The following is a 22923-nucleotide window of genomic DNA, read 5'->3' on the forward strand; positions in this document are numbered from 1 at the left end:
GACCAGGGGGAGGGGTCGGCGTTGGAGAACGCCAGCGGCGGCGACGTCGACGACCGCACGCTCCTCGCCCGCCATGTCTCCGGCGAGGACCCGCACGCCTTCGCCGAGATCGTCCGGCGCCACCGGGACCGGCTGTGGGCGGTGGCGCTCCGCACCCTGGGCGACCGCGAGGAGGCCGCGGACGCGGTGCAGGACGCGCTGCTCTCCGCCTTCCGCGCGGCGCACACCTTCCGCGGCCAGTCCGCCGTCACCACCTGGCTGCACCGCATCACCGTGAACGCCTGTCTGGACCGGGCCCGCAAGGCCGCCAGCCGCCGCGCGGCACCGGTTGCGGACACCGAGCACTTCGAGCAGTTGCTGGAGCCGGAGGAGTCCGCCGAGGCGCCCGCAGAGCGGGAGGACACCGGCCGGGAGCTACGCGAGGCGCTGGCGACCCTGCCCGTGGACCAGCGGGCCGCCCTGGTGCTCGTCGACATGGCGGGCTATCCCGTGGCGGAGGCCGCCGACATCCTCGGCGTTCCCGCGGGTACCGTGAAGAGTCGCTGCGCCCGCGGTCGGGCCCGTCTCCTTCCTCTCGTACGTCATCTGCGGCTGTCCGCCGCCGACTCCGGGGCGGGCGGACGGAACCCGGCGCAGGGGACATCCGTCCCACCGACGGCAGAGCAGAACGACGTACGCGCGGCGAAGGGTGGAGGTGAGAAGCCATGACGCAGCCCCCGCAGTCCTCCGGCGCCGACGACGGCCACCCGGAGGTCGAAGAACTGGCCGACCTCGCCGAGGGGCTGACCTCCCCCGCCCGCACGCAGCAGCTCCACCGCCATCTCGACGAGTGCGCCACCTGCCGTGAGATCCAGGAGGCCCTCGACGGCGTACGCGGGCTCCTCGGCAGCCTCCCGGAGCCCGCCCCGATGCCGGCCGAGATCGCGGGGCGTATCGACGCCGCGCTGGCGGCCGAGGCGCGGTACGACGCTGATGTGTCCGCCGCCGATGTTTCACGTGAAACCGCGCCGCCGGAGACCCATGTGCCCGCGCCGCGCGAGGCCGTTTCACGTGAAACACGACCCCGCCGCTCGCACCGCCGGCCCGCCGCACACCGCACGGACGCCGCCGGCCCCGGCCGGCGTGCCCGGCGCTGGCCACGCGTCCTCCTCGGCGCCGCCGGGGCGGCCGCGCTCGTCGCGCTCACCGTCGTCCTCTTCCAGCTCCCGGAGAGCGGCGGCAACGACGACAGGGCCGTAGACATGACGGCCAACCAAGAGCAGTCCCAGGGGAACGCCCCGAAGGTCGCGCCGAGCGACAGCAGCCAGGGGCCGCTGAGCGCCGACTCGCTGGAGTCCCGCGTCCTCGGCATGCTCCAGCAGCCCGAGCGACGCGAGGGCGGCGGCGCCGGCGAGGGCACGGCCGACAGCGGCGACGACCCGTTCGTCGCCGAGGGGGACGCCCCGCAGATGCCCGAGTGCGTACGGGCCGCCGTCAACCGCTCCGAGACGCCGCTCGCTGCCGAGAGCGACACGTACGAGGGAACCCCCGTCTACGTCGTCGTGCTGCCGCACCCCGGCGACACTCAGCGAGTGGACGCCTACGTGGTGGATTCTTCCTGCGCCGCCTCCCCGGACCAGCCGGGCGAGATTCTGCACCGCGACACCTTCCAGCGACCCTGAGCCGCGCCCACCCACCCACGGGAATGTCCGGCCCGTAGGATCCGTTGAGTGGGCGAGAGGGACAGGACGTAAGCGTTCCCCGCCCCTTCAGGCAGCCGGTCGTAGACAAGGAAGAGTCCGTGAGCGACGTTCGCAACGTGATCATCATCGGCTCGGGGCCGGCGGGCTATACCGCCGCGCTGTACACCGCCCGCGCCGCGCTGCAGCCGCTGGTCTTCGAAGGCGCCGTCACCGCGGGTGGCGCGCTCATGAACACCACGGACGTGGAGAACTTCCCGGGGTTCCGCGACGGGATCATGGGCCCGGATCTGATGGACAACATGCGGGCACAGGCGGAGCGCTTCGGCGCCGAGCTCGTCCCCGACGACGTGGTGTCCGTGGACCTCACCGGCGACATCAAGACCGTCACCGACACCGCGGGCACGGTGCACCGCGCGCGGACCGTGATCGTCTCCACCGGATCGCAGCACCGCAAGCTGGGGCTGCCCCGGGAGGACGAACTGTCCGGCCGGGGCATCTCGTGGTGTGCCACCTGTGACGGCTTCTTCTTCCGCGAGCAGGACATCGTGGTCGTCGGCGGTGGCGACACCGCGATGGAGGAGGCCACGTTCCTCTCCCGCTTCGCCAAGAGCGTCACGGTCGTTCACCGCCGGGACAGCCTGCGCGCCAGCAAGGCGATGCAGGAGCGGGCCTTCGCGGACCCGAAGATCTCGTTCATCTGGGACAGCGAGGTCTCCGCCATCCAGGGCGGCGACAAGCTCTCCGGTCTGACCCTCAGGAACACCAAGACAGGCGAGGAGTCCGAGATCGCGGTCACGGGTCTGTTCATCGCCATCGGGCACGACCCGCGCACGGAACTGTTCAAGGGGCAGTTGGAACTCGACGGGGAGGGCTACCTCACGGTCGACGCCCCCTCCACCCGCACCAACCTCCCCGGGGTCTTCGCATCGGGCGACGTTGTCGACCACACCTACCGCCAGGCGATCACCGCCGCCGGGACGGGTTGCTCTTCGGCGCTGGACGCCGAGCGCTACCTCGCCGCGATCGCTGACAAGGAGAAGTCGGCGGAGCCGGAGAAGGTCGCAGACGCCGTCTGAGACCGAGCAGCCATCAACGCACAACGACGTAAGGAGTACGCCATGGCCGGTGCCACGGTGACCGCAACCGATGCGGACTTCGAGGAGAAGGTCCTCAAGAGCGACAAGCCCGTACTGGTTGACTTCTGGGCTGCCTGGTGCGGCCCGTGCCGCCAGATCGCCCCATCGCTGGAGGCCATCGCCGCGGAGAACCCCGAGAAGATCACCATCGTCAAGCTCAACATCGACGAGAACCCGGCGACGGCCGCGAAGTACGGCATCATGTCGATCCCGACGATGAACGTCTACCAGGGCGGCGAGGTCGTGAAGACCATCGTCGGCGCCAAGCCGAAGACCGCCCTGGAGCGGGACCTCAGCGAGTTCATCGGCTGACGAAGCGAACCTCGTTTCACGTGAAACGTCCGCTCGGCGTGTGAAACGCAGCCGCCGAAGCCGAAGGGCCCGTCCCCGTGGGGGACGGGCCCTTCGTCGCGCCGGGACGCGGAGTCAGAGCGGCCGCAGCACCGGATCCTTGCGCGCACCGCCGAGCAGCTTGTCGAGCGCCAGCTCCACATCCTCCTTCCAGGAGATCGCGGAGCGCAGCTCCAGCCGCATCCGGGGATGGCGGTAGTGGGGCCGTACGGTCTTGAAGCCGACCGCCACCAGATGGTCCGCCGGCAGTACGCACGCGGGCTCCTTCCAGGCCGCGTCTCCGAACGCCTCGACGGCTTTGACGCCCCGGCGCAGCAGATCCTTCGCGACCGTCTGGACGAGGGTCCGGCCCAGGCCCTGCCCCTGATATCCCGGGTTCAGCCATGCGGTCATGAGCTGGACGGCGTCCGCCGACACCGGGCTCGTCGGAAAGGCGAGGGAGCGGGGCACGTAGGCGGGCGGGGCGTACATCACGAACCCGGCCGGCACATCGTCGACGTAGAGGACCCGGCCGCAGGAGCCCCACTCCAGCAGGACGGAGGAGATCCATGCCTCCTTCTCCCGCTCAGGGTTCCCGGACTTGGCGGCCGCTTCACCGCTGACAGGATCCAGCTCCCAGAAGACACACGAACGGCACCGCCTGGGAAAGTCCGGGAGATTGTCCAGGGTGAGCGGTACGAGCCTTCGCCCCATGCAGCCCGATCCTCTCCTTCACCGGCATCCCCCTCGATACCCGTATGCATCGTATCCGGAGACGACAAAACAGGCCGCGGATTCCATCCGCGGCCTGTCTCGTGGGTATCGAGGGGAGGGGTCACTCGTCCTCGTCGGCGTCCTCGTCGCTCAGCTTCTTCTCCAGCACCCTACCCTCGCCGGGCGCCATCGATCCGAGGATGCGCTCCAGATCCTCTATCGAGGCGAACTCGACGACGATCTTCCCCTTCTTCTGCCCCAGGTCGACCTTCACCCGGGTCTCGAAGCGGTCGGAGAGCCGGGATGCCAGATCGGTCAGCGCCGGAGACATCCGGTTGCCCGCACGCGGCGCCTTCGGCCGGCGCCCGGTCTTGGGCTCCGACGCCATCAGGGTCACGATCTCCTCAACCGCCCGCACCGACAGCCCCTCGGCCACGATGCGGTGCGCCAGCCGGTCCTGCTCGCTGGCGTCCTCCACGGACAACAGCGCCCGCGCATGGCCCGCCGAGATCACCCCGGCCGCCACCCGCCGCTGCACGGGCGGCGAGAGCCGCAGCAGCCGCAGCGTGTTGGAGACCTGGGGACGGGAGCGGCCGATCCGATCGGCGAGCTGGTCGTGCGTGCACTCGAAGTCCCGCAGCAACTGGTCGTAGGCGGCGGCCTCTTCCAGCGGGTTGAGCTGTGCTCGATGCAGGTTTTCGAGCAGCGCGTCCAGGAGGAGCTTCTCGTCGTCCGTGGCGCGGACGATCGCGGGAATCCGCTCCATGCCCGCCTCGCGGCAGGCACGCCAGCGGCGCTCACCCATGACCAGCTCATAGCGGTCCGAGCCCAGCCGGCGGACGACGACCGGCTGGAGGAGCCCGACCTCCTGGATGGAGGTGACCAGTTCGGCGAGAGAGTCCTCGTCGAACACCTCACGGGGCTGCCGCGGGTTCGGCGTGATGGCGTCCAGCGGAACCTCGGCGAAGTGCGCACCGGCCACTTCGCCGCTGTCCGCGGCACCCTCGACGGCCGGCGGCGCCTCGTAGGCGTGCTCCGGCGGCACCTGCTCCTCGTACCCCTGCGGCTCGGGCTGCGGCGCCCGCTCCGACACTATGACCGGCACCGCTCCAGGCGACATGGTGGCGCCGCCGACCAGCGGTCCCGAGTCATCGGCGGGAGTGGGGGCGGCGGGGATCAGCGCCCCCAGCCCGCGACCCAGCCCTCTGCGTCGTTCCGTCACTGAGCCCCTCCGTCGTGCCGCTCGTGATGAGCTTCGCCCTGTCTGGGCATACCGCGCAGGGCCATCTCGCGGGCCGCCTCCAGATAGGAGAGCGAGCCGCTCGACCCCGGATCGTAGGTGAGGACCGTCTGCCCGTAGCTCGGTGCCTCGGAGATACGCACCGAGCGCGGGATGCTGGTCCTCAGCACCTCGTTGCCGAAGTGGCCGCGGACCTCGTCCGCCACCTGGGAGGCCAGGCGCGTCCTCCCGTCGTACATCGTGAGGAGGATCGTCGACACATGGAGCCGGGGGTTGAGATGCCCGCGCACCAGGTCGACGTTGTGGAGCAATTGGCCCAGCCCCTCCAGCGCGTAGTACTCGCACTGGATGGGGATGAGCACCTCGTTGCCCGCCACCATGGCGTTGACGGTCAACAGGCCGAGCGAGGGCGGGCAGTCGATGAAGATGTAGTCCAACGGCTGCTCGTAGGCGTCGATCGCGCGCTTCAGCCGGCTCTCCCGCGCCACCAGCGAGACCAACTCGATCTCCGCGCCCGCGAGATCGATCGTCGCCGGCGCACAGAACAGCCCCTCGACATCGGGGACCGGCTGCACCACCTCGGCCAGCGGCTTGGCCTCCACCAGCACGTCGTAGACCGAAGGCACCTCCGCGTGGTGGTCGACGCCCAGTGCGGTCGAGGCATTGCCCTGCGGGTCGAGGTCGATGACCAGCACCCGGGCCCCGTGCAGGGCCAGTGATGCCGCCAGGTTGACCGTGGTGGTGGTCTTGCCGACCCCACCCTTCTGGTTGGCGACGACCATCACACGGGTCTGCTCAGGGCGCGGCAGACCCTGACCGGCCCGCCCGAGCGCCTCTACGGCGAGTTGAGCGGCACGGCCGATCGGAGTGTCGTCCATCGGAGGCGGTGTTTCACGTGAAACATCCGCCGATTCGGAGCGGGGACCGGGGACCGGATCGGCCATCGGCCCCGCGACATTGGCGTCGGACCGCAAGGATTCACTCTCCTCGACTTCAGACTCGCACTGCACAGAGCCTGCCATGCTTTCGGGGTCGCGAACCAGCGAGGCCCGTTCTCCTGTGGATGATTCCTTATCCACAGCCGACTCGCGGGCCTCTGCGGCACCGCGTCCTCGGCTGAGGATCCCGGGGAGCAACGAACGATGTTTCACGTGAAACACGATGCACAGCCCCGCGGGCCCTACCGCAGCGACACTCCGGTGCATGTACGGTAGGCGGCTTTAATGGACCGATCGGCCCTCTTTCGGATACGAGCAGACTAACGGCGTCGGCCGTGCCCACCGCGACCGCCCTTACGAGCGGCGCGGGCCCGCTTGGCGGCGAAGCGCACGCCTCCGGGACTCTCGCCCACCACGGCCCGCACGACAGTCGCCGGCGGGTCCACCACATCGGCTCCGACCTGCACGATCTCGGTCTGCGTGACGCCGAGCTTGTGCAGCGCGGCCTTTGAGGCGCGCAGTTCTTCCTCGGCGCTCTCGCCCTTGAGCGCCAGCATCTCACCGTACGGGCGCAGCAGCGGAACGCCCCAGCCGGCCAGCCGGTCCAGCGGGGCGACCGCCCGCGCGGTGACCACATGGACGGGCTCCAGCGTGCCGAGGACCTCCTCGGCCCGGCCGCGGACGACGGTCACCTGTTGCTCCAGCCCCAGCAGCTCGGTGACCTCCTGCAGAAACCGGGTGCGCCGCAGCAGCGGCTCCAGCAGCGTGATCCGCAGGTCGGGACGGACGAGGGCCAGCGGGATGCCCGGCAGCCCCGCGCCCGAGCCCACGTCGCAGACCGCGACGCCGTCGGGCACCACTTCGGCGAGCACCGCGCAGTTCAGCAGGTGCCGCTCCCACAGCCGGGGGACCTCCCGCGGGCCGATCAGCCCGCGGGTCACCGCCGTGTCGGCCAGCAGCTCGGCGTAGCGCACCGCGTCCGGAAGGGCACCGCCGAAGACCTTGTCGGCGGCTTCCGGCGCCGGCGGAAGATCCGCTACTTCGGACACGGGAACGTCCTCTCGCTGGAGCACGGGTGGGCGGGCGACGGCAGGTGACAGGGAGCAGTCTGGGCCGGTCGGATCAACCGGCCCAGGGGCGGAGCATCGACGTTCCGGTCAGGCCGGGAGCACGACCACGCGGCGCTCGGGCTCCTCGCCCTCCGACTCGCTGCGCAGCCCCGCGGCCTTCACCGCATCGTGCACCACCTTGCGCTCGAAGGGGGACATCGGCCGCAGCTTCTCCGGCTCGCCGCTCTCCTTGACCCGCTCGACGGCCTCGGTGCCCAGCTCGGTCAGCTCCGCGCGCTTGCGTGCCCGGAACCCCGCGATGTCCAGCATCAGCCGGCTGCGGTCGCCCGTCTCCCGGTGCACGGCCAGCCGGGTCAGCTCCTGCAGCGCCTCCAGCACCTCGCCTTCGCGCCCCACCAGCTTCTGCAGATGGCGGTCCGACGACCCTTCGCCGATGATCGACACCGAGGCCCGGCCGCCCTCGACGTCCATGTCGATGTCGCCGTCGAGGTCCGCGATGTCGAGCAGCTCCTCCAGATAGTCGGCGGCGATCTCGCCTTCCTGCTCCAGGCGCGTCAGGACGTCCTCGGCCGTGGCCTCGGGCTGCTCGGGCTGGGCCTCGATGTCCGAACCGGTTTCGCCGGTCGTGGACGCGGTGTCCGTCACGTGGGGACTCCTTCTTACTTCTTCGACGGGTGCTTGGGCCGCTGCGGCCCCTTGCGCTGACCGGACTTCCCGTTACGGGCGTTGCCGCCCGCACCGCCGCGGCCGGATGAGCCGCCCGCCTTCTTCTTCGCGGCGCTCGACGCGGGCTTCTTGTCCTCGGGCTCCGCGGCGCCGTCCGCGTCCTCCTGCTGCTGGCCGGAGCCGCCGGACTGGGCGTGGCTGCGGCGCTGGGACTTCGACTGCCGCTTCGGCTGCTGCCGCCGGCCGGGGTCGCCGCCGCCGGGCTTGGCGTCCGCCAGCGGAGTCTCGCTCTTGACGATGGTGCCGTCCGCCTGGGGCAGCAGGTCGTGCTTGGCCAGCGCGGAGACGAACTTCCGCTCGTCCTCGTTGCGGTCCTTGCCCTTGGCGACCATCTGCTTGACGACGTAGCGGTCGCGGCGGCCGCGCACGCCGCCGCGGTCGATGACGTGCTTCTGCATGCGCTCCAGCAGGTGCCCGTAGGACTTGCTGCCCGGGGTGGGGTTCCGCTTGATCACGTACATCTGCTGGCCCATGGACCACACGTTGGTCGTCAGCCAGTAGATCAGGACGCCGACCGGGAAGTTGATGCCGAAGACGGCGAACATGACCGGGAAGATGTACATCAGCATCTTCTGCTGCTGCATGAACGGCGTCTTGACCGTGAGGTCGACGTTCTTCGTCATGAGCTGGCGCTGCGTGTAGAACTGCGACCCCGACATCAGCACGATCATGATGACGGTGACGACCCGCACGTCGGCGAGCGTGGCGCCGAGGCTCTCCACCTTGCTCGCGCTGTCCATGAACTTCGCCGCGATCGGGGCACCGAAGACGTGGGCCTGCCGGGCCTCCGCGACCTGCGACGCGTTGAGGACGCCGACCTCGTTGTTACCGGCGATCTTGTTCAGCACCTGGAAGAGCGCCAGGAAGAACGGGGACTGGGCGAGGATCGGAAGACAGCTCGAGAGCGGGTTGGTACCCGTCTCCCGGTACAGCTTCATCATCTCCTCGGACTGGCGCTGCTTGTCGCTCTTGTAGCGCTCCTGGATCGCCTTCATCTTCGGCTGGAGCACCTGCATGTTCCGCGTCGCCTTGATCTGCTTCACGAACAGCGGGATCAGCGCGATCCGGATCACGACCACCAGCGCCACGATGGACAGCCCCCATGCCCAGCCGCTGGCCGGGTCGAAGACCAGGCTGAACAGCGAGTGGAACTGGACGATGATCCAGGAAACGGCGATATAGAGAGGTTTGAGGACCGTGTCCACGAATCAGGCTCCTTGGGCCTTGGGCTGCGTCTTGCCCAGGCGGCTGCGCAGCCGCTGGTGCCAGACCGGATGCTTGCGGGGCGGAACGTGATCGACCCCGCCGAGCGACCACGGGTTGCAGCGCAGGATGCGCCAGGCGGTCAGGCCCGTGCCTTTGACCGCACCGTGCAGCCTGATCGCCTCATAGCCGTAGTGCGAGCACGACGGGTAGTACTTGCAGACCGGCCCCAGCAGCGGGCTGATGGTCCACTGGTACAGCTTGATCAACCAAAGCAGCGGATACTTCATCGCGGCGCCCTTCCCAGCAACCGCCCCAGCGCTGCGTCCAGGTCATCGCGCAGCCGGTCGTAGCCGGCCTCCGCGGCGCCGGGCAGCGCCCGTACGACCACCAGGCTACCTGCGGGCAGCAGATCCAACCGATCCCGTAGGAGATGACGCAGGCGACGCTTGACGAGGTTGCGCGCGACCGCCGGTCCGACGGCCCTGCTGACGACGAAACCCGCACGCGTCGGGGAGGCGTCCTCCCCGACGGCATGCGGGTCTCCGCTGCTGTTCAGATGGACGACGAGTAGCGGGCGGGCGGCCCGTCGTCCGCGGCGTACCGCTCGGGCGAAGTCCTCGCGCCGCCGCAGCCGGTGCTCAGCGGGCAGCACGAGCACACCAAGGGGTCAGGCGGACAGGCGTGCGCGGCCCTTGTTGCGACGGGCCGTGACGATGGCACGGCCGGCGCGGGTACGCATACGCAGCCGGAAGCCGTGCGTCTTGGCACGCTTGCGGTTGTTCGGCTGGAAAGTGCGCTTGCTCACTCGGGGGCTCCAGGAAAGTTGGCACGGGTGGTTAGGCGCCGAACGGCTGCCACCGTGCGCCCTCGAGCCGGCTCGTCATCGCCCGACACGTGACATGATCACTGTCGCGGCCTGAGACTGATCGGAGGCAGGCGGCAGCAGCCGTCGACATCTCGACCTCGACACGGTACGCGGGCAGCCGCCGTCCGGTCAAACTCGCTCTGTGCGACCGACACGCCACAGGACACTGTGCACAGCCTGTGGACAGCGACTTGAATGGGGCAGCTCGGCGTGACTACCGTGGCTGGACTTCCGACCCTTGCGCGGATCCATCCCACCCGTCCCGAGATCACACCTTCGTGACCTGCCGTGACCTGAAAGAGCGTGCCCCGTGGCCGACCTGCCTGCCGATCTCGCTGCAGTGTGGCCACGCGTGCTCGAGCGGCTGCTCGCGGACGACCAGGGCATCGAGGCCAAGGACCACCGCTGGCTGCGTGACTGCCAGCCGCTCGTTCTCGTCGCCGGGACCGCGGTGCTGGCCGTGCCCAACGAGTACGCGAAGGGCGTCTTCGAGGGCCGCCTCGCCTCCAAGATCACCGATGCGCTGAGCCACGCCTGCCACCAGCCCATCGGGCTGGCCGTCACCGTCAGCCCCGGCGAGCCCGAGTCGAAGCCGCAGCAGGCCCCGCCGCCGCAGCCGGGCCCCGAGGCGGGCGGGCACGCCCCGCACGTACCCCATTCCCCGCAGGCTCCGCAGCCGCCGGCGCACGAGCAGGCCGCGCACCCCGGCGCCCCGCACCTCCCGCTGCCGCACCCCGCCGCGCAGCCCACGCACCAGAGCCACCAGGCCCACCAGGCCCACCAGACCCACCAGCCGCCGCACCAGAGTCACGGCGGGCCGCTGCCCGAGCCGCCGTACGACGCGTACAGCCGCCCGGCACCCGGGGACGACCGCCTCCCCACCGCCGCCCCGACGTACCCCGAGTACGCGCAGCCGCGCCCGGCGCCGGCCGCCTGGCCCCGCGCCGACCACCACCCGGGCCCGCCCGGCGCCCAGCCGGACACCTCGGCGGGGACCGACCGCACGGACTTCTACTCGGCCCACGACCACCTCGCGCAGCGCCCCGCTCACGACCGGTACGCGCACCCCGGGAACCACCCCGGCGGGCACACGGGAGGCCACCCCGGCGGCCACAGCCCCTCCGGCGCCCCGATCCCGCCGCTGGTGCAGGCCATGGGGAACGTCGAGCTGCCCGCGCCCAGCGGCGCGCCCGGCCCGCTCGCCGCCCAGCCCGCCCCGGCGACAGGACCCGGCGAGCCGACCGCGCGGCTGAACCCGAAGTACCTCTTCGACACCTTCGTCATCGGCGCCTCCAACCGCTTCGCGCACGCCGCGGCGGTCGCCGTCGCCGAGGCTCCGGCCAAGGCGTACAACCCGCTGTTCATCTACGGCGAGTCCGGCCTGGGCAAGACGCACCTGCTGCACGCCATCGGCCACTACGCCCGCAGCCTCTATCCCGGCACCCGGGTGCGGTACGTGAGCTCCGAGGAGTTCACCAACGAGTTCATCAACTCCATCCGCGACGGCAAGGCGGACACGTTCCGCAAGCGCTACCGTGACATGGACATCCTCCTGGTCGACGACGTCCAGTTCCTGGCGAGCAAGGAGTCGACGCAGGAGGAGTTCTTCCACACCTTCAACACCCTGCACAACGCGAACAAGCAGATCGTGCTCTCCAGCGACCGGCCGCCCAAGCAACTGATCACCCTGGAGGACCGGCTCCGCAACCGCTTCGAGTGGGGCCTGATCACCGACGTGCAGCCGCCGGAGCTGGAGACCCGGATCGCGATCCTGCGCAAGAAGGCGGTCCAGGAGCAGTTGAACGCCCCGCCGGAGGTGCTGGAGTTCATCGCCTCCCGGATCTCCCGCAACATCCGCGAGCTGGAGGGCGCCCTGATCCGGGTCACGGCCTTCGCCTCGCTCAACAGGCAGCCGGTGGACCTCGGGCTCACCGAGATCGTGCTGAAGGACCTCATCCCCGGCGGCGAGGACGCGGCCCCGGAGATCACCGCCGCCGCGATCATGGCCGCCACCGCCGACTACTTCGGGCTGACGGTGGAGGACCTGTGCGGCTCCTCCCGCAGCCGTGTGCTGGTCACCGCGCGCCAGATCGCCATGTACCTGTGCCGGGAGCTGACAGACCTCTCCCTGCCGAAGATCGGCGCCCAGTTCGGCAACCGGGACCACACCACGGTCATGCACGCGGACCGCAAGATCCGGGCGCTGATGGCCGAGCGGCGCTCGATCTACAACCAGGTCACCGAGCTGACCAACCGCATCAAGAACAGCTAGCGGCCCCGCCGCCGTTCCGTACGTCCCGCACCCCGCCCCGCGCCGCTCCACAGCGCCTCGCGGGGTCCCATGCGTCCCCCGGCAGCCGGTTCTGCACAGGTCCTCCGCACGCGTCCTGCTGCCCCCGGCACGTACCCGAACAGCCGAGCCCCCGCGCCCTGTTCGATTTCAGGCCCTGACCAGGCACTTCTCCACACCTTGGCGGCTTTTTCGCCGTCCACACCCTGGGGATCGGTGAGTTACCCACGGGCGGGTGTGGACGCGGTCTGGACAACTCGCGTCCGCGCAGCTCATCGGGGTGTGGATTTGTGGGCGAGCGTTGCCCACAACCTGTGGACACCCGCCACCGGCTCGATCGGTGCCGAGCGCTGTCCACCGCGGAAGACCACTCACCCACAGAAAACCCCGCTCTGTACACAGCCTGTCCACAAGTTTGTCCACTGTTCGGCAACGCAACGCGCCCCTTCACCGGATCGAGTGAAAGCCGTCACACCGAGAGGCAGGATTGGCTGTGCAGAAACCCGGGTAACTCTGGGGATGGAGCTGTGGCTAAGTGGCCCCCGCCTGTGAACGGCCTGTGTACAGCCGGGCATCGTCCACAGGAACAGCGGGTTATCCACTCTTCGTCCCCAACCCGCCTGTGGGCAAAATTCGCGGGCTGACCTGCTCAGACAGGGTTTTCCACGGTTTCCACAAGCCCTACTACTACCTCTACACGTAGCTAGCTCGGAATCCGCTTCGAAGCGGGGCCTGTGCACAAGTGCGGTCGACGGCCTCCAAGAGCGGCAGCGACGAGTTGACCCCGACCTGCCCCCTGTGTCGGTGCCGTGCGTCAGACTGGTCCCCCACACCAACCGAGCCGGCAAGGGCCGAGAGCACCAGGAGGCGGTCTCCGTGAAGATCCGGGTGGAGCGCGACGTACTCGCGGAGGCAGTGGCGTGGGCAGCGCGCAGCCTCCCGGCCCGGCCGCCCGCGCCGGTGCTCGCCGGACTGCTGCTGAAGGCCGACGGCGCGGACGGCGGGACGCTCAGCCTCTCCGGCTTCGACTACGAGGTCTCCGCCCGCGTCTCCGTGGAGGCGGACGTGGAGGAGGACGGCACGGTCCTCGTCTCCGGGCGGCTGCTCGCCGACATCTCCCGTGCACTTCCCAACAGGCCTGTGGAGATCTCCACCGACGGCGTCCGGGTCACCGTGGTCTGCGGCTCCTCGCGGTTCACACTCCACACCCTGCCTGTGGAGGAGTATCCGGCGCTGCCGGAGATGCCGACCGCGACCGGCACGGTCTCCGGCGAGGTCTTCGCCGCCGCCGTCGCCCAGGTCGCCATCGCCGCGGGCCGGGACGACACCCTGCCGGTGCTCACGGGTGTGCGCATCGAGATCGAGGGCGACACGGTCACGCTGGCCTCCACGGACCGGTACCGCTTCGCGGTCCGCGAGTTCCTGTGGAAGCCGGAGACCGCCGACGCCTCCTCGGTGGCGCTCGTCCCCGCCAAGACGCTCCTGGACACCGCCAAGTCGCTGACCAGCGGCGACATCGTGACGCTCGCGCTGTCGGGCGCCGGTGCCGGCGAGGGCCTGATCGGCTTCGAGGGCGCCGGCCGGCGGACGACGACGCGGCTGATCGAGGGCGACCTGCCGAAGTACCGCACGCTGTTCCCCACGGAGTTCAACTCGGTGGCGGTCATCGAGACCCCGCCGTTCGTCGAGGCCGTCAAGCGCGTGGCGCTGGTGGCCGAGCGGAACACGCCGGTGCGGCTGAGCTTCGAGCAGGGCGTGCTGACCCTGGAGGCCGGGTCGAGCGACGACGCACAGGCTGTGGAAAGGGTGGACGCGCAGTTGGAGGGCGACGACATCTCGATCGCCTTCAACCCGGTGTTCCTCCTCGACGGGCTGAGCGCGATCGACTCTCCCGCGGCGCAGCTCTCGTTCACGACGTCGACGAAGCCGGCGCTGCTCAGCGGCAAGCCCGCGCTCGACGCCGAGGCGGACGAGGCGTACAAGTACCTGATCATGCCCGTGCGGCTGAGCGGCTGAGGTCCGGCGTAGGCTCGGACCCGATAGGACGCGCAGACGGACGAAGGGGCAGTGATGGAGCTCGGTCTTGTGGGTCTCGGCCGGATGGGCGGGAACATGCGTGAGCGCATCCGGCGCGCGGGCCACACCGTCGTGGGGTACGACCACCACCCGGACAGAGCCGATGTCCACAGCCTGCGGGAGCTTGTGGACGCGCTGCCCGCCCCTCGTGTGGTGTGGGTGATGGTGCCCGCGGGCGCGGCCACGCAGTCGACCGTCGACGAGCTCGGCGAGCTGCTGGAGCCCGGCGACGTGCTCGTGGACGGTGGCAACTCGCGCTGGACGGACGACGAGAAGCACGCCGAGGAGCTGGGTGCGAAGGGCATCGGCTTCGTGGACTGCGGTGTCTCCGGGGGCGTGTGGGGCCTGGAGAACGGCTATGCCCTGATGTGCGGCGGCGACGCCGAGCACGTGGCGCGGGTGCAGCCCGTCTTCGACGCGCTGAAGCCGGAGGGCGAGTACGGCGCCGTCCACGCCGGCAAGGTCGGCGCGGGGCACTTCGCGAAGATGGTCCACAACGGCATCGAGTACGCGATGATGCAGGCCTTCGCCGAGGGCTGGGAGCTGCTGGAGGCCGCGGACTCGGTCACCGACGTGCGCGAGGTCTTCCGCTCCTGGCAGGAGGGCACGGTCATCCGCTCCTGGCTGCTGGACCTGGCGGTCCGGGCGCTGGACGACGACGAGCACCTGGGCAAGCTCCGCGGGTACGCGGAGGACTCCGGCGAGGGCCGGTGGACCGTGGAGGCGGCGATCGACCACGCCGTGCCGCTGCCGGCGATCACGGCCTCGCTCTTCGCCCGGTTCGCCTCGCGCCAGGACGACTCGCCGCAGATGAAGATGATCGCCGCGCTGCGGAACCAGTTCGGCGGCCACGCGGTCAAGGAGGAGAAGTAGCTCTGCCGGGCGGCCGGCGGGAGCACCGGCCCGTTGTTCGCCCAAGCTGAGTCGAAGCTGAATCGGCCGAGTGCCTGGGGAGGTCGGCGTCGGGCTATGCACGTGACTCATCTCTCGCTGGCCGACTTCCGTTCGTACGAGCGGGCGGAGGTGCCCCTCGACCCGGGGGTGACGGCCTTCGTCGGGCCGAACGGCCAGGGCAAGACGAACCTGGTCGAGGCGGTCGGCTATCTCGCGACGCTGGGCAGCCACCGGGTGTCCGCGGACGCGCCGCTGGTGCGCATGGGCGCGGCGCGTGCGGTGGTACGGGCCGCGGTGACGCAGGACGGCCGGCAGCAGCTCGTGGAGCTGGAGCTGAACCCGGGCAAGGCGAACCGGGCGCGGCTGAACCGCTCGTCGCAGGTGCGGCCGCGCGATGTGCTGGGCGTGCTGCGTTCCGTGCTGTTCGCGCCGGAGGACCTGGCGCTGGTCAAGGGCGACCCGGACCAGCGGCGCCGCTTCCTCGACGAGCTGATCACGGCGCGGGCGCCGCGGCTTGCGGGGGTGCGCAGCGACTACGACCGGGTGCTCAAGCAGCGCAACACGCTGCTGAAGACGGCCGCGATGGCGCGGCGGCACGGCGGGCGGCAGCTCGACCTGTCGACGCTGGACGTCTGGGATCAGCATCTGGCGCGGGCCGGGGCGGAGCTGCTGGCGCAGCGGCTGGAGCTGATCGCGGTGCTGCAGCCGCTGGTGGACAAGGCGTACGAGCAGGTGGCACCGGGCGGCGGACCGACGGCGTGCGAGTACAGGTCGCCGGCGGGCGGGCGGTTCGCGGAGGCGCGTACGCGCGAGGAGTTCGCGGGGCTGCTGCTGGAGGCGATGGCGGAGGCGCGCAAGCAGGAGATCGAGCGGGGCGTGACGCTGGTCGGTCCGCACCGCGACGATCTGGTGCTGAAGCTGGGCGAGTTGCCGGCGAAGGGCTATGCGTCGCACGGGGAGTCGTGGTCGTACGCGCTGGCGCTGCGGCTCGCGTCGTACGAGCTGCTGCGCGGCGAGGGCGGCGGGGAGCCGGTGCTGGTGCTGGATGACGTGTTCGCGGAGCTGGACGCGCGGCGGCGGGAGCGGCTGGCGGAGCTGGTGGCGCCCGGCGAGCAGGTGCTCGTGACGGCGGCGGTGGCGGAGGACGTGCCGGGGGCGCTGGCGGGGGTGCGGTTCACGGTGGCCGACGGGCGGGTGGAGCGCGGATGAGCGAGGAGCCCGTACGCCCCGGGGGTGCCGCCCGCCCGGCCCCGTCCGCGGACTCCGGGGCCGCGGAGTCCGCGGAGGCCCCCGCCGCTCCCGAGCCCTCCGGGGTCGACCTGGCGCGCGTGGCCCTGCGGGCGGCGCGGGCGGAGGCCCGTGCGCGGGGTGCGGCGGCGCAGCAGCGCCGGCAGGCCCGCCGCGGCGGCGGGCTGCGCTCGGGCGCCCGCGCCGACGGCCGCGATCCGCTGCCGCTGGGTGCCGCGGTGAGCAGGCTGATCACCGAGCGCGGCTGGGAGGCGCCGGCGGCGGTGGGCGGCGTGATGGGCCGCTGGCCGCAGCTCGTCGGTCCCGAGGTGGCGCAGCACTGCGCGCCCGAGCGGTACGACGAGCAGGAGCGGGTGCTCGTGGTGAAGTGCGACTCCACGGCGTGGGCGACGCAGTTGCGGCTGCTGGCGCCGCAGTTGGTGGCGCGGCTCAACGAGGAGCTGGGCCACGGCACCGTGAAGCTGATCAAAGTGGTGGGTCCCGGGGGCGGCGGGCGGCGCTTCGGGCCGCTGCGGGCGCCGGGGAGCCAGGGGCCCGGGGACACGTACGGGTAGGCCCGTACCTTCTGCTGAACCCCGGCGGTAAACCTGTGATGGAGTGAGGTCGGTCACAGTAGCTGATGGTTGACGCCCCGAAGCGCTGAGTGGCGCTCAGAGGCTCTGCAGGCCCCGGTGTGTGCAGTCCCCCTCGGCGGGCAGATGTTCAGGGCGCCACATGCGGGTTCAGGCACCGGCAAACCGCCATTCTGTCGTGGCCTACCGGTAGACTGGGGAGCAACCCGCCCACTTGCGGAACACGCCGACCAACAACGACGCGGCCGCTCCCGCTCAGCCAGGAGAGTAGCCCGTGCTGTGCCAGAAAGGGCGCTTCGTGGCCGATTCCGGCAACTCCAACGAGAACATCCCTACCAGCGAGAACGTGCCTCCAGGCGCCGACGGCGCCGCGGAGGCGGCCGCTGAGGCCGCACGGGCGCACGTCCGCGCGGACGCGGAGGCCGTCGAGGACGCGGCGTACGACGCGAACGCGATCACGGTCCTGGAGGGCCTCGACGCCGTACGCAAGCGCCCGGGCATGTACATCGGCTCGACCGGTGAGCGCGGTCTGCACCACCTGGTGCAGGAGGTCGTGGACAACTCGGTGGACGAGGCGATGGCCGGCCACGCGGACACGATCGAGGTGACGCTGCTCGCCGACGGCGGCGTGCGCGTCGTCGACAACGGCCGCGGCATCCCCGTGGGCATCGTGCCGTCGGAGAACAAGCCGGCGGTGGAGGTCGTGCTGACCGTCCTGCACGCCGGCGGCAAGTTCGGCGGCGGCGGCTACGCGGTCTCCGGCGGTCTGCACGGCGTCGGCGTCTCGGTCGTGAACGCGCTCTCGACCCGGCTGTCGGTGGAGGTCAGGACCGACGGCTACCGCTGGACGCAGGACTACAAGCTGGGCATCCCGACCGAGCCGCTGGCGCGGAACGAGGAGACGGACGAGACCGGCACCACGGTCACGTTCTGGGCGGACGGCGACGTCTTCGAGACGACGGACTACTCGTTCGAGACGCTGTCGCGCCGCTTCCAGGAGATGGCGTTCCTCAACAAGGGCCTGACCATCTCGCTCACCGACGAGCGGGCGGCGGCCAAGCAGACCTCGGGCGCGGACACCGCGGGCGACGAGGACGAGGACAAGGCGCGCAGCGTCACGTACCACTACGAGGGCGGCATCTCCGACTTCGTACGCCACCTGAACTCGCGCAAGGGCGAGCCGGTGCACCCCTCCGTGATCGACTTCGAGGCCGCGGACACCGAGCGGCTGATGTCCGTCGAGATCGCGATGCAGTGGAACACGCAGTACAGCGAGGGCGTGTACAGCTTCGCGAATGTCATCCACACCCACGAGGGCGGTACGCACGAGGAGGGCTTCCGGGCCGCGCTGACGGGGCTGATCAACCGGTACGCGCGGGACAAGAAGCTGCTCCGCGAGAAGGACGACAACCTCACCGGCGAGGACATCCGCGAGGGCCTGACGGCGATCATCTCGGTCCGGCTGGGCGAGCCCCAGTTCGAGGGCCAGACGAAGACCAAGCTGGGCAACACGGAGGCGAAGACCTTCGTGCAGAAGGTCACGCACGAGCACCTGACGGACTGGCTCGACCGGAACCCGAACGAGGCCGCGGACATCGTCCGCAAGTCCATCCAGGCGGCGACGGCCCGCGTGGCCGCCCGCAAGGCGCGCGACCTGACGCGGCGCAAGGGGCTGCTGGAGACCGCGTCGCTGCCGGGCAAGCTGAGCGACTGCCAGTCGAACGACCCGTCCAAGTGCGAGATCTTCATCGTGGAGGGCGACTCCGCGGGCGGCTCGGCGAAGTCCGGCCGCAACCCGCGGTACCAGGCGATCCTCCCGATCCGCGGCAAGATCCTGAACGTGGAGAAGGCCCGGATCGACCGGGTGCTGCAGAACACCGAGGTGCAGGCGCTGATCTCGGCGTTCGGCACCGGCATCCACGAGGACTTCGACCTCGACAAGCTGCGCTATCACAAGATCGTGCTGATGGCCGACGCGGACGTCGACGGCCAGCACATCCAGACCCTGCTGCTGACGCTGCTGTTCCGCTTCATGCGCCCGCTGATCGAGGGCGGGCACGTCTTCCTGGCCCAGCCGCCGCTGTACAAGATCAAGTGGACCAGGGACGAGTTCGAGTACGCCTACTCCGACCGCGAGCGGGACCAGCTCATCGAGCTGGGCCGCTCGCAGGGCAAGCGGATCAGGGACGACTCGATCCAGCGCTTCAAGGGCCTGGGCGAGATGAACGCGGAGGAGCTGCGGATCACCACCATGGACCAGGCGCACCGCGTGCTGCGCCAGGTGACGCTCGACGACGCCGCCGCGGCCGACGACCTGTTCTCCGTGCTCATGGGCGAGGACGTCGAGGCGCGCCGCTCGTTCATCCAGCGCAACGCCAAGGACGTCCGCTTCCTCGACATCTGAGTCGGCCCCGCCCGGGCGGCCCTCCGCCCGGGTTTCCCGGGGTCCCCGCCCGGGTGCGACCGACCGCCTTCGAGACCTCTTCGAAAAGGTAGAAAAGACCCGCAATGGCCGACGAGCTCACTCCCCAGAACCCCGACCCGCAGCCGGACGGCGAGGGCGAAGACGGCGGCATCGTGCTGCGCGTGGACGCCGTCTCGCTCGAGACGGAGATGCAGCGCAGCTATCTCGACTACGCGATGAGCGTCATCGTCTCGCGTGCGCTGCCGGACATCCGCGACGGCCTGAAGCCCGTGCACCGCCGCGTCCTGTACTCGATGTACGAGGGCGGCTACCGCCCGGAGCGCGGCTACTTCAAGTGCGCGCGCGTCGTCGGCGACGTCATGGGCAACTACCACCCGCACGGCGACTCGGCGATCTACGACGCCCTGGTGCGGCTGGCCCAGCCCTGGTCGATGCGGATGCCGCTCGTCGACGGCAACGGCAACTTCGGCTCCCCGGGCAACGACCCGGCCGCCGCCATGCGCTACACCGAGTGCCGCATGGCGCAGCTCGCCATGGAGATGCTCCGCGACATCGACGAGGAGACCGTCGACTTCGGGGACAACTACGACGGCCGCTCCCAGGAGCCCACCGTCCTGCCCGCCCGCTTCCCGAACCTGCTGATCAACGGCTCGGCGGGGATCGCGGTCGGCATGGCGACGAACATCCCGCCGCACAACCTGCGGGAGGTCGCCGAAGGGGTGCAGTGGTACCTGGAGCACCCCCAGGCGTCCAACGACGAGCTGCTCGAAGCCCTCCTGGGGCGCATCAAGGGCCCCGACTTCCCCAGCGGCGCGCTGGTCGTCGGCCGCAAGGGCATCGAGGAGGCGTACCGCACCGGCCGCGGCTCGATCCCGATGCGCGCGGTGGTCGAGGTCGAGGAGATCCAGGACCGGCAGTGCCTGGTGGTCACCGAGCTGCCGTACCAGGTCAACCCCGACAACCTCGCGCAGAAGATCGCCGACGGGGTGAAGGACGGCCGGCTGACGGGCATCGCCGACGTCCGGGACGAGACCTCGTCGCGTACGGGCCAGCGGCTGGTCATCGTGCTGCGCCGGGACGCCGTCGCGAAGGTCGTGCTGAACAACCTCTACAAGCACACCGACCTGCAGACGAACTTCGGCGCCAACATGCTGGCGCTGGTCGACGGCGTGCCGCGCACGCTGTCGCTGGACGCCTTCATCCGCCACTGGGTGGAGCACCAGATCGACGTCATCGTCCGCCGCACCACCTTCCGGCTGCGCAAGGCCGAGGAGCGGGCGCACATCCTGCGCGGCCTGCTGAAGGCGCTGGACGCCATCGACGAGGTCATCGCGCTGATCCGGGCCTCCCAGACCGTGGACGTGGCGCGCCGGGGCCTGATGGACCTGCTGGAGATCGACGAGATCCAGGCGAACGCGATCCTGGAGATGCAGCTCCGCCGGCTGGCCGCCCTGGAGCGGCAGAAGATCACCGCGGAGCACGACGACCTGCAGGCGAAGATCGACGACTACAACGCGATCCTCGCCTCCCCCGAGCGGCAGCGGCAGATCATCAGTGAGGAGCTGGCGGCGATCGTCGCGAAGTTCGGCGACGACCGGCGTACGCAGCTCGTGCCCTTCGACGGCGACGTGTCCATCGAGGACCTGATCGCCGAGGAGGACATCGTCGTCACGATCACCCGCGGCGGCTATCTGAAGCGGACGAAGACGAACGACTACCGCGCGCAGAAGCGCGGCGGCAAGGGCGTACGCGGGGCGCGGCTGCGCGAGGACGACATCGTCGACCACTTCTTCGTCTCCACCACCCACCACTGGCTGCTGTTCTTCACGAACAAGGGCCGGGTGTACCGCGCCAAGGCGTACGAGCTGCCGGACGCGGGACGCGACGCCAAGGGCCAGCACGTCGCGAACCTGCTGGCGTTCCAGCCCGACGAGCACATCGCGGAGATCCTGGCGATCCGGGACTACGAGGCCGCCCCGTACCTGGTGCTCGCCACCAAGGCCGGGCTGGTGAAGAAGACGGTGCTCAAGGACTACGACTCGCCGCGCCAGGGCGGCGTGATCGCCGTCAACCTGCGGGAGATGCCCGACGGCTCGCCGGACGAGGTGATCGGCGCCGAGCTGGTGTCGCCCGAGGACGACCTGCTGCTCGTCAGCAGGAAGGCCCAATCGATCCGGTTCACCGCAACGGACGAGGCGCTGCGCCCGATGGGCCGCGCGACCTCCGGCGTGAAGGGCATGAGCTTCCGCGAGGGTGACGAACTCCTCTCGATGAATGTCGTGCGGCCCGGTACGTTCGTGTTCACCGCCACCGACGGCGGGTACGCGAAGCGCACGAACGTGGACGACTATCGCGTTCAGGGACGAGGTGGCCTCGGCATCAAGGCGGCGAAGCTGGTGGAGGACCGGGGTTCGCTGGTGGGCGCGCTGGTGGTGGAGGAGTCGGATGAGATCCTCGCCATCACGCTCGGCGGCGGCGTGATCCGTACGCGGGTCGACGAGGTCAGGGAGACGGGCCGTGACACCATGGGCGTCCAACTGATCAACCTGGGGAAGCGGGACGCCGTGGTCGGCATCGCGCGGAACGCCGAAGCCGGTCGGGAGGCGGAGGAGGTCGAGGAGGCCGCCGACGCCGCCGACGAGGCCGGGAGCGCGGACGCCGGGGCCCAGGGCCCCGCCGCGGACGGTGAAGGCGAGGAGTAGGTCGTGAGTGGAGCCACGGGTGCCGGCGCCGGGCCGGCAAGGGCGGAGGGGTACGCGCAGCCGAACCCCCCGCCGGGTCCGGACGACGCCGGCGGCGGGCACGGCGGCCGGCGCAGACGCGGCGCCTCTGGTGCCGCGGGTGCCGGGGGCGCGGAGGACCCGCAGGGGCACGCGTATCCGTACGAAAGCGCCCCCGAGGGCCCGATGCCCCCGCCGTCGGCGGCCCCCGGGGCCCCGGCGGCGCCGCACCACCCGCCGCAGGCGTACACCCCGCCGGCCGGCGTGGACGGCGGCGGGCACGCCGGGGGGCATACGGCGGGGCGCGGCGGTCAGGCGTACGAGCAGGCGCAGCAGACGGCCGCCGGCGTACGCAGGTCGCGTACCGGCGCCAGGACCGTCCCGCGCACCCGCAAGGCGCGGCTGCGGATCGCGAAGGCCGACCCGTGGTCGGTGATGAAGGTCAGCTTCCTGCTCTCCATCGCGCTCGGCATCTGCACGATCGTGGCGGTGACGGTGCTGTGGATGGTGCTGGACGCGATGGGCGTCTTCAGCACGGTCGGCGGCACGATCAGCGAGGCCACCGGCTCGGACGACTCGGCAGGCTTCGACCTGGAGTCGTTCCTGTCGCTGCCCCGGGTGGTCGGGTTCACGGCGGTGGTGGCGCTGATCGACGTGGTCCTCGCCACGGCACTGGCGACGCTGGGCGCGTTCATCTACAACCTCTCCGCGGGCTTCGTCGGCGGCATCGAGGTCACGCTGGCGGAGGACGAGTAGCGCCCGCCGGGTACGCCCGCTATGGATTTGGGCCG

The 22923-nt window shown here is 70.6% G+C and carries 21 protein-coding genes; 12 read left to right on the top strand and 9 right to left on the bottom strand.

Annotated elements, in window-relative coordinates; genetic code table 11:
- Positions 1-21: 21 nt before the first annotated feature.
- The 4 genes from sigM to trxA all read left to right on the top strand — a co-directional run bounded on the left by sigM (position 22) and on the right by trxA (position 3130).
- Positions 22-708, top strand: coding sequence for an RNA polymerase sigma factor SigM (sigM, locus tag OG946_RS17730; protein WP_326797050.1), 687 nt, complete (start codon positions 22-24; stop codon positions 706-708).
- Positions 705-1661 carry an anti-sigma factor family protein gene (locus OG946_RS17735; RefSeq protein ID WP_326797051.1) on the top strand — a complete coding sequence of 319 codons (957 nt, stop codon included), beginning with the start codon at positions 705-707 and terminating at the stop codon, positions 1659-1661. Before sigM ends, OG946_RS17735 begins: the two co-directional genes overlap by 4 nt.
- Positions 1662-1780: 119 nt before the next feature.
- Positions 1781-2758, top strand: coding sequence for a thioredoxin-disulfide reductase (trxB, locus tag OG946_RS17740; RefSeq protein ID WP_326797052.1), 978 nt, complete (start codon positions 1781-1783; stop codon positions 2756-2758).
- A gap of 12 nt (positions 2759-2770) precedes the next feature.
- Positions 2771-3130 (top strand): thioredoxin, encoded by a 360-nt coding sequence (gene trxA / locus OG946_RS17745; protein ID WP_346429540.1) that lies wholly within the window; start codon positions 2771-2773, stop codon positions 3128-3130.
- Positions 3131-3244: 114 nt separating this feature from the next.
- On the opposite strand, the gene OG946_RS17750 is transcribed toward trxA, so the two are convergent.
- From OG946_RS17750 to rpmH, 9 genes are all read right to left on the bottom strand, one after another.
- Positions 3245-3862 carry a GNAT family N-acetyltransferase gene (locus OG946_RS17750; protein ID WP_326797053.1) on the bottom strand — a complete coding sequence of 206 codons (618 nt, stop codon included), beginning with the start codon at positions 3860-3862 and terminating at the stop codon, positions 3245-3247.
- A 121-nt stretch (positions 3863-3983) separates the two neighbouring features.
- Positions 3984-5084 carry a ParB/RepB/Spo0J family partition protein gene (locus OG946_RS17755; protein ID WP_173534860.1) on the bottom strand — a complete coding sequence of 367 codons (1101 nt, stop codon included), beginning with the start codon at positions 5082-5084 and terminating at the stop codon, positions 3984-3986.
- Entirely contained in the window at positions 5081-6124 is a 1044-nt protein-coding gene (locus OG946_RS17760; RefSeq protein WP_078898328.1) for a ParA family protein, read from the bottom strand. Before OG946_RS17760 ends, OG946_RS17755 begins: the two co-directional genes overlap by 4 nt.
- Before the next feature lie 236 nt (positions 6125-6360).
- Positions 6361-7089, bottom strand: a complete 729-nt coding sequence (gene rsmG / locus OG946_RS17765) for a 16S rRNA (guanine(527)-N(7))-methyltransferase RsmG (protein ID WP_326797054.1) — start codon at positions 7087-7089, stop codon at positions 6361-6363.
- A gap of 108 nt (positions 7090-7197) precedes the next feature.
- The gene (locus OG946_RS17770; protein ID WP_326800294.1) at positions 7198-7713 is read right to left on the bottom strand and encodes a Jag family protein; all 516 of its coding nucleotides are present in this window, start codon (positions 7711-7713) and stop codon (positions 7198-7200) included.
- Between the two features lie 56 nt (positions 7714-7769).
- The gene (gene yidC, locus OG946_RS17775) at positions 7770-9041 is read right to left on the bottom strand and encodes a membrane protein insertase YidC (protein ID WP_326797055.1); all 1272 of its coding nucleotides are present in this window, start codon (positions 9039-9041) and stop codon (positions 7770-7772) included.
- Positions 9042-9044: 3 nt separating this feature from the next.
- Positions 9045-9329 carry a membrane protein insertion efficiency factor YidD gene (gene yidD / locus OG946_RS17780; protein WP_018838819.1) on the bottom strand — a complete coding sequence of 95 codons (285 nt, stop codon included), beginning with the start codon at positions 9327-9329 and terminating at the stop codon, positions 9045-9047.
- Complete coding sequence (rnpA, locus tag OG946_RS17785) at positions 9326-9694, bottom strand: ribonuclease P protein component (protein ID WP_326797056.1); 369 nt, start codon at positions 9692-9694, stop codon at positions 9326-9328. Before rnpA ends, yidD begins: the two co-directional genes overlap by 4 nt.
- 15 nt (positions 9695-9709) lie before the next feature.
- The gene (gene rpmH, locus OG946_RS17790) at positions 9710-9847 is read right to left on the bottom strand and encodes a 50S ribosomal protein L34 (protein WP_027741629.1); all 138 of its coding nucleotides are present in this window, start codon (positions 9845-9847) and stop codon (positions 9710-9712) included.
- A gap of 370 nt (positions 9848-10217) precedes the next feature.
- On the opposite strand from rpmH, the gene dnaA reads away from it, so the two are divergent.
- From dnaA to OG946_RS17830, 8 genes are all read left to right on the top strand, one after another.
- Positions 10218-12179, top strand: coding sequence for a chromosomal replication initiator protein DnaA (gene dnaA, locus OG946_RS17795; RefSeq protein WP_326797057.1), 1962 nt, complete (start codon positions 10218-10220; stop codon positions 12177-12179).
- A gap of 894 nt (positions 12180-13073) precedes the next feature.
- Positions 13074-14213 carry a DNA polymerase III subunit beta gene (dnaN, locus tag OG946_RS17800; protein ID WP_326797058.1) on the top strand — a complete coding sequence of 380 codons (1140 nt, stop codon included), beginning with the start codon at positions 13074-13076 and terminating at the stop codon, positions 14211-14213.
- A gap of 54 nt (positions 14214-14267) precedes the next feature.
- Positions 14268-15146, top strand: a complete 879-nt coding sequence (gnd, locus tag OG946_RS17805) for a phosphogluconate dehydrogenase (NAD(+)-dependent, decarboxylating) (RefSeq protein WP_326797059.1) — start codon at positions 14268-14270, stop codon at positions 15144-15146.
- A 96-nt stretch (positions 15147-15242) separates the two neighbouring features.
- Positions 15243-16376 carry a DNA replication/repair protein RecF gene (gene recF, locus OG946_RS17810; protein ID WP_326797060.1) on the top strand — a complete coding sequence of 378 codons (1134 nt, stop codon included), beginning with the start codon at positions 15243-15245 and terminating at the stop codon, positions 16374-16376.
- Positions 16373-16969 (top strand): DUF721 domain-containing protein, encoded by a 597-nt coding sequence (locus tag OG946_RS17815; RefSeq protein ID WP_326797061.1) that lies wholly within the window; start codon positions 16373-16375, stop codon positions 16967-16969. The genes recF and OG946_RS17815 overlap by 4 nt, the downstream gene beginning before the upstream one ends.
- A gap of 292 nt (positions 16970-17261) precedes the next feature.
- Positions 17262-19391 (top strand): DNA topoisomerase (ATP-hydrolyzing) subunit B, encoded by a 2130-nt coding sequence (gyrB, locus tag OG946_RS17820; protein WP_326797062.1) that lies wholly within the window; start codon positions 17262-17264, stop codon positions 19389-19391.
- Positions 19392-19495: 104 nt separating this feature from the next.
- Positions 19496-22114 carry a DNA gyrase subunit A gene (gyrA, locus tag OG946_RS17825; protein ID WP_326797063.1) on the top strand — a complete coding sequence of 873 codons (2619 nt, stop codon included), beginning with the start codon at positions 19496-19498 and terminating at the stop codon, positions 22112-22114.
- 3 nt (positions 22115-22117) lie between these two features.
- On the top strand, positions 22118-22888 hold the full coding sequence (locus OG946_RS17830) for a DUF3566 domain-containing protein (protein WP_326797064.1): 771 nt from the start codon (positions 22118-22120) through the stop codon (positions 22886-22888).
- Positions 22889-22923 lie beyond the last annotated feature (35 nt).

Source organism: Streptomyces sp. NBC_01808 (genome assembly GCF_035917395.1).
Taxonomy (GTDB): domain Bacteria; phylum Actinomycetota; class Actinomycetes; order Streptomycetales; family Streptomycetaceae; genus Streptomyces.

What these genes read in the sequence shown, in the direction of transcription:
- OG946_RS17735 (WP_326797051.1), top strand. Translation starts at nt 705, where the DNA reads ATGACGCAGCCCCCGCAGTCCTCCGGCGCCGACGACGGCCACCCGGAG.
- recF (WP_326797060.1), top strand. Translation starts at nt 15,243, where the DNA reads ATGCACGTGACTCATCTCTCGCTGGCCGACTTCCGTTCGTACGAGCGG.
- OG946_RS17815 (WP_326797061.1), top strand. Translation starts at nt 16,373, where the DNA reads ATGAGCGAGGAGCCCGTACGCCCCGGGGGTGCCGCCCGCCCGGCCCCG.
- OG946_RS17750 (WP_326797053.1), bottom strand. Translation starts at nt 3,862, where the DNA reads ATGGGGCGAAGGCTCGTACCGCTCACCCTGGACAATCTCCCGGACTTT.
- gyrA (WP_326797063.1), top strand. Translation starts at nt 19,496, where the DNA reads ATGGCCGACGAGCTCACTCCCCAGAACCCCGACCCGCAGCCGGACGGC.
- OG946_RS17760 (WP_078898328.1), bottom strand. Translation starts at nt 6,124, where the DNA reads ATGGCAGGCTCTGTGCAGTGCGAGTCTGAAGTCGAGGAGAGTGAATCC.
- yidD (WP_018838819.1), bottom strand. Translation starts at nt 9,329, where the DNA reads ATGAAGTATCCGCTGCTTTGGTTGATCAAGCTGTACCAGTGGACCATC.
- gnd (WP_326797059.1), top strand. Translation starts at nt 14,268, where the DNA reads ATGGAGCTCGGTCTTGTGGGTCTCGGCCGGATGGGCGGGAACATGCGT.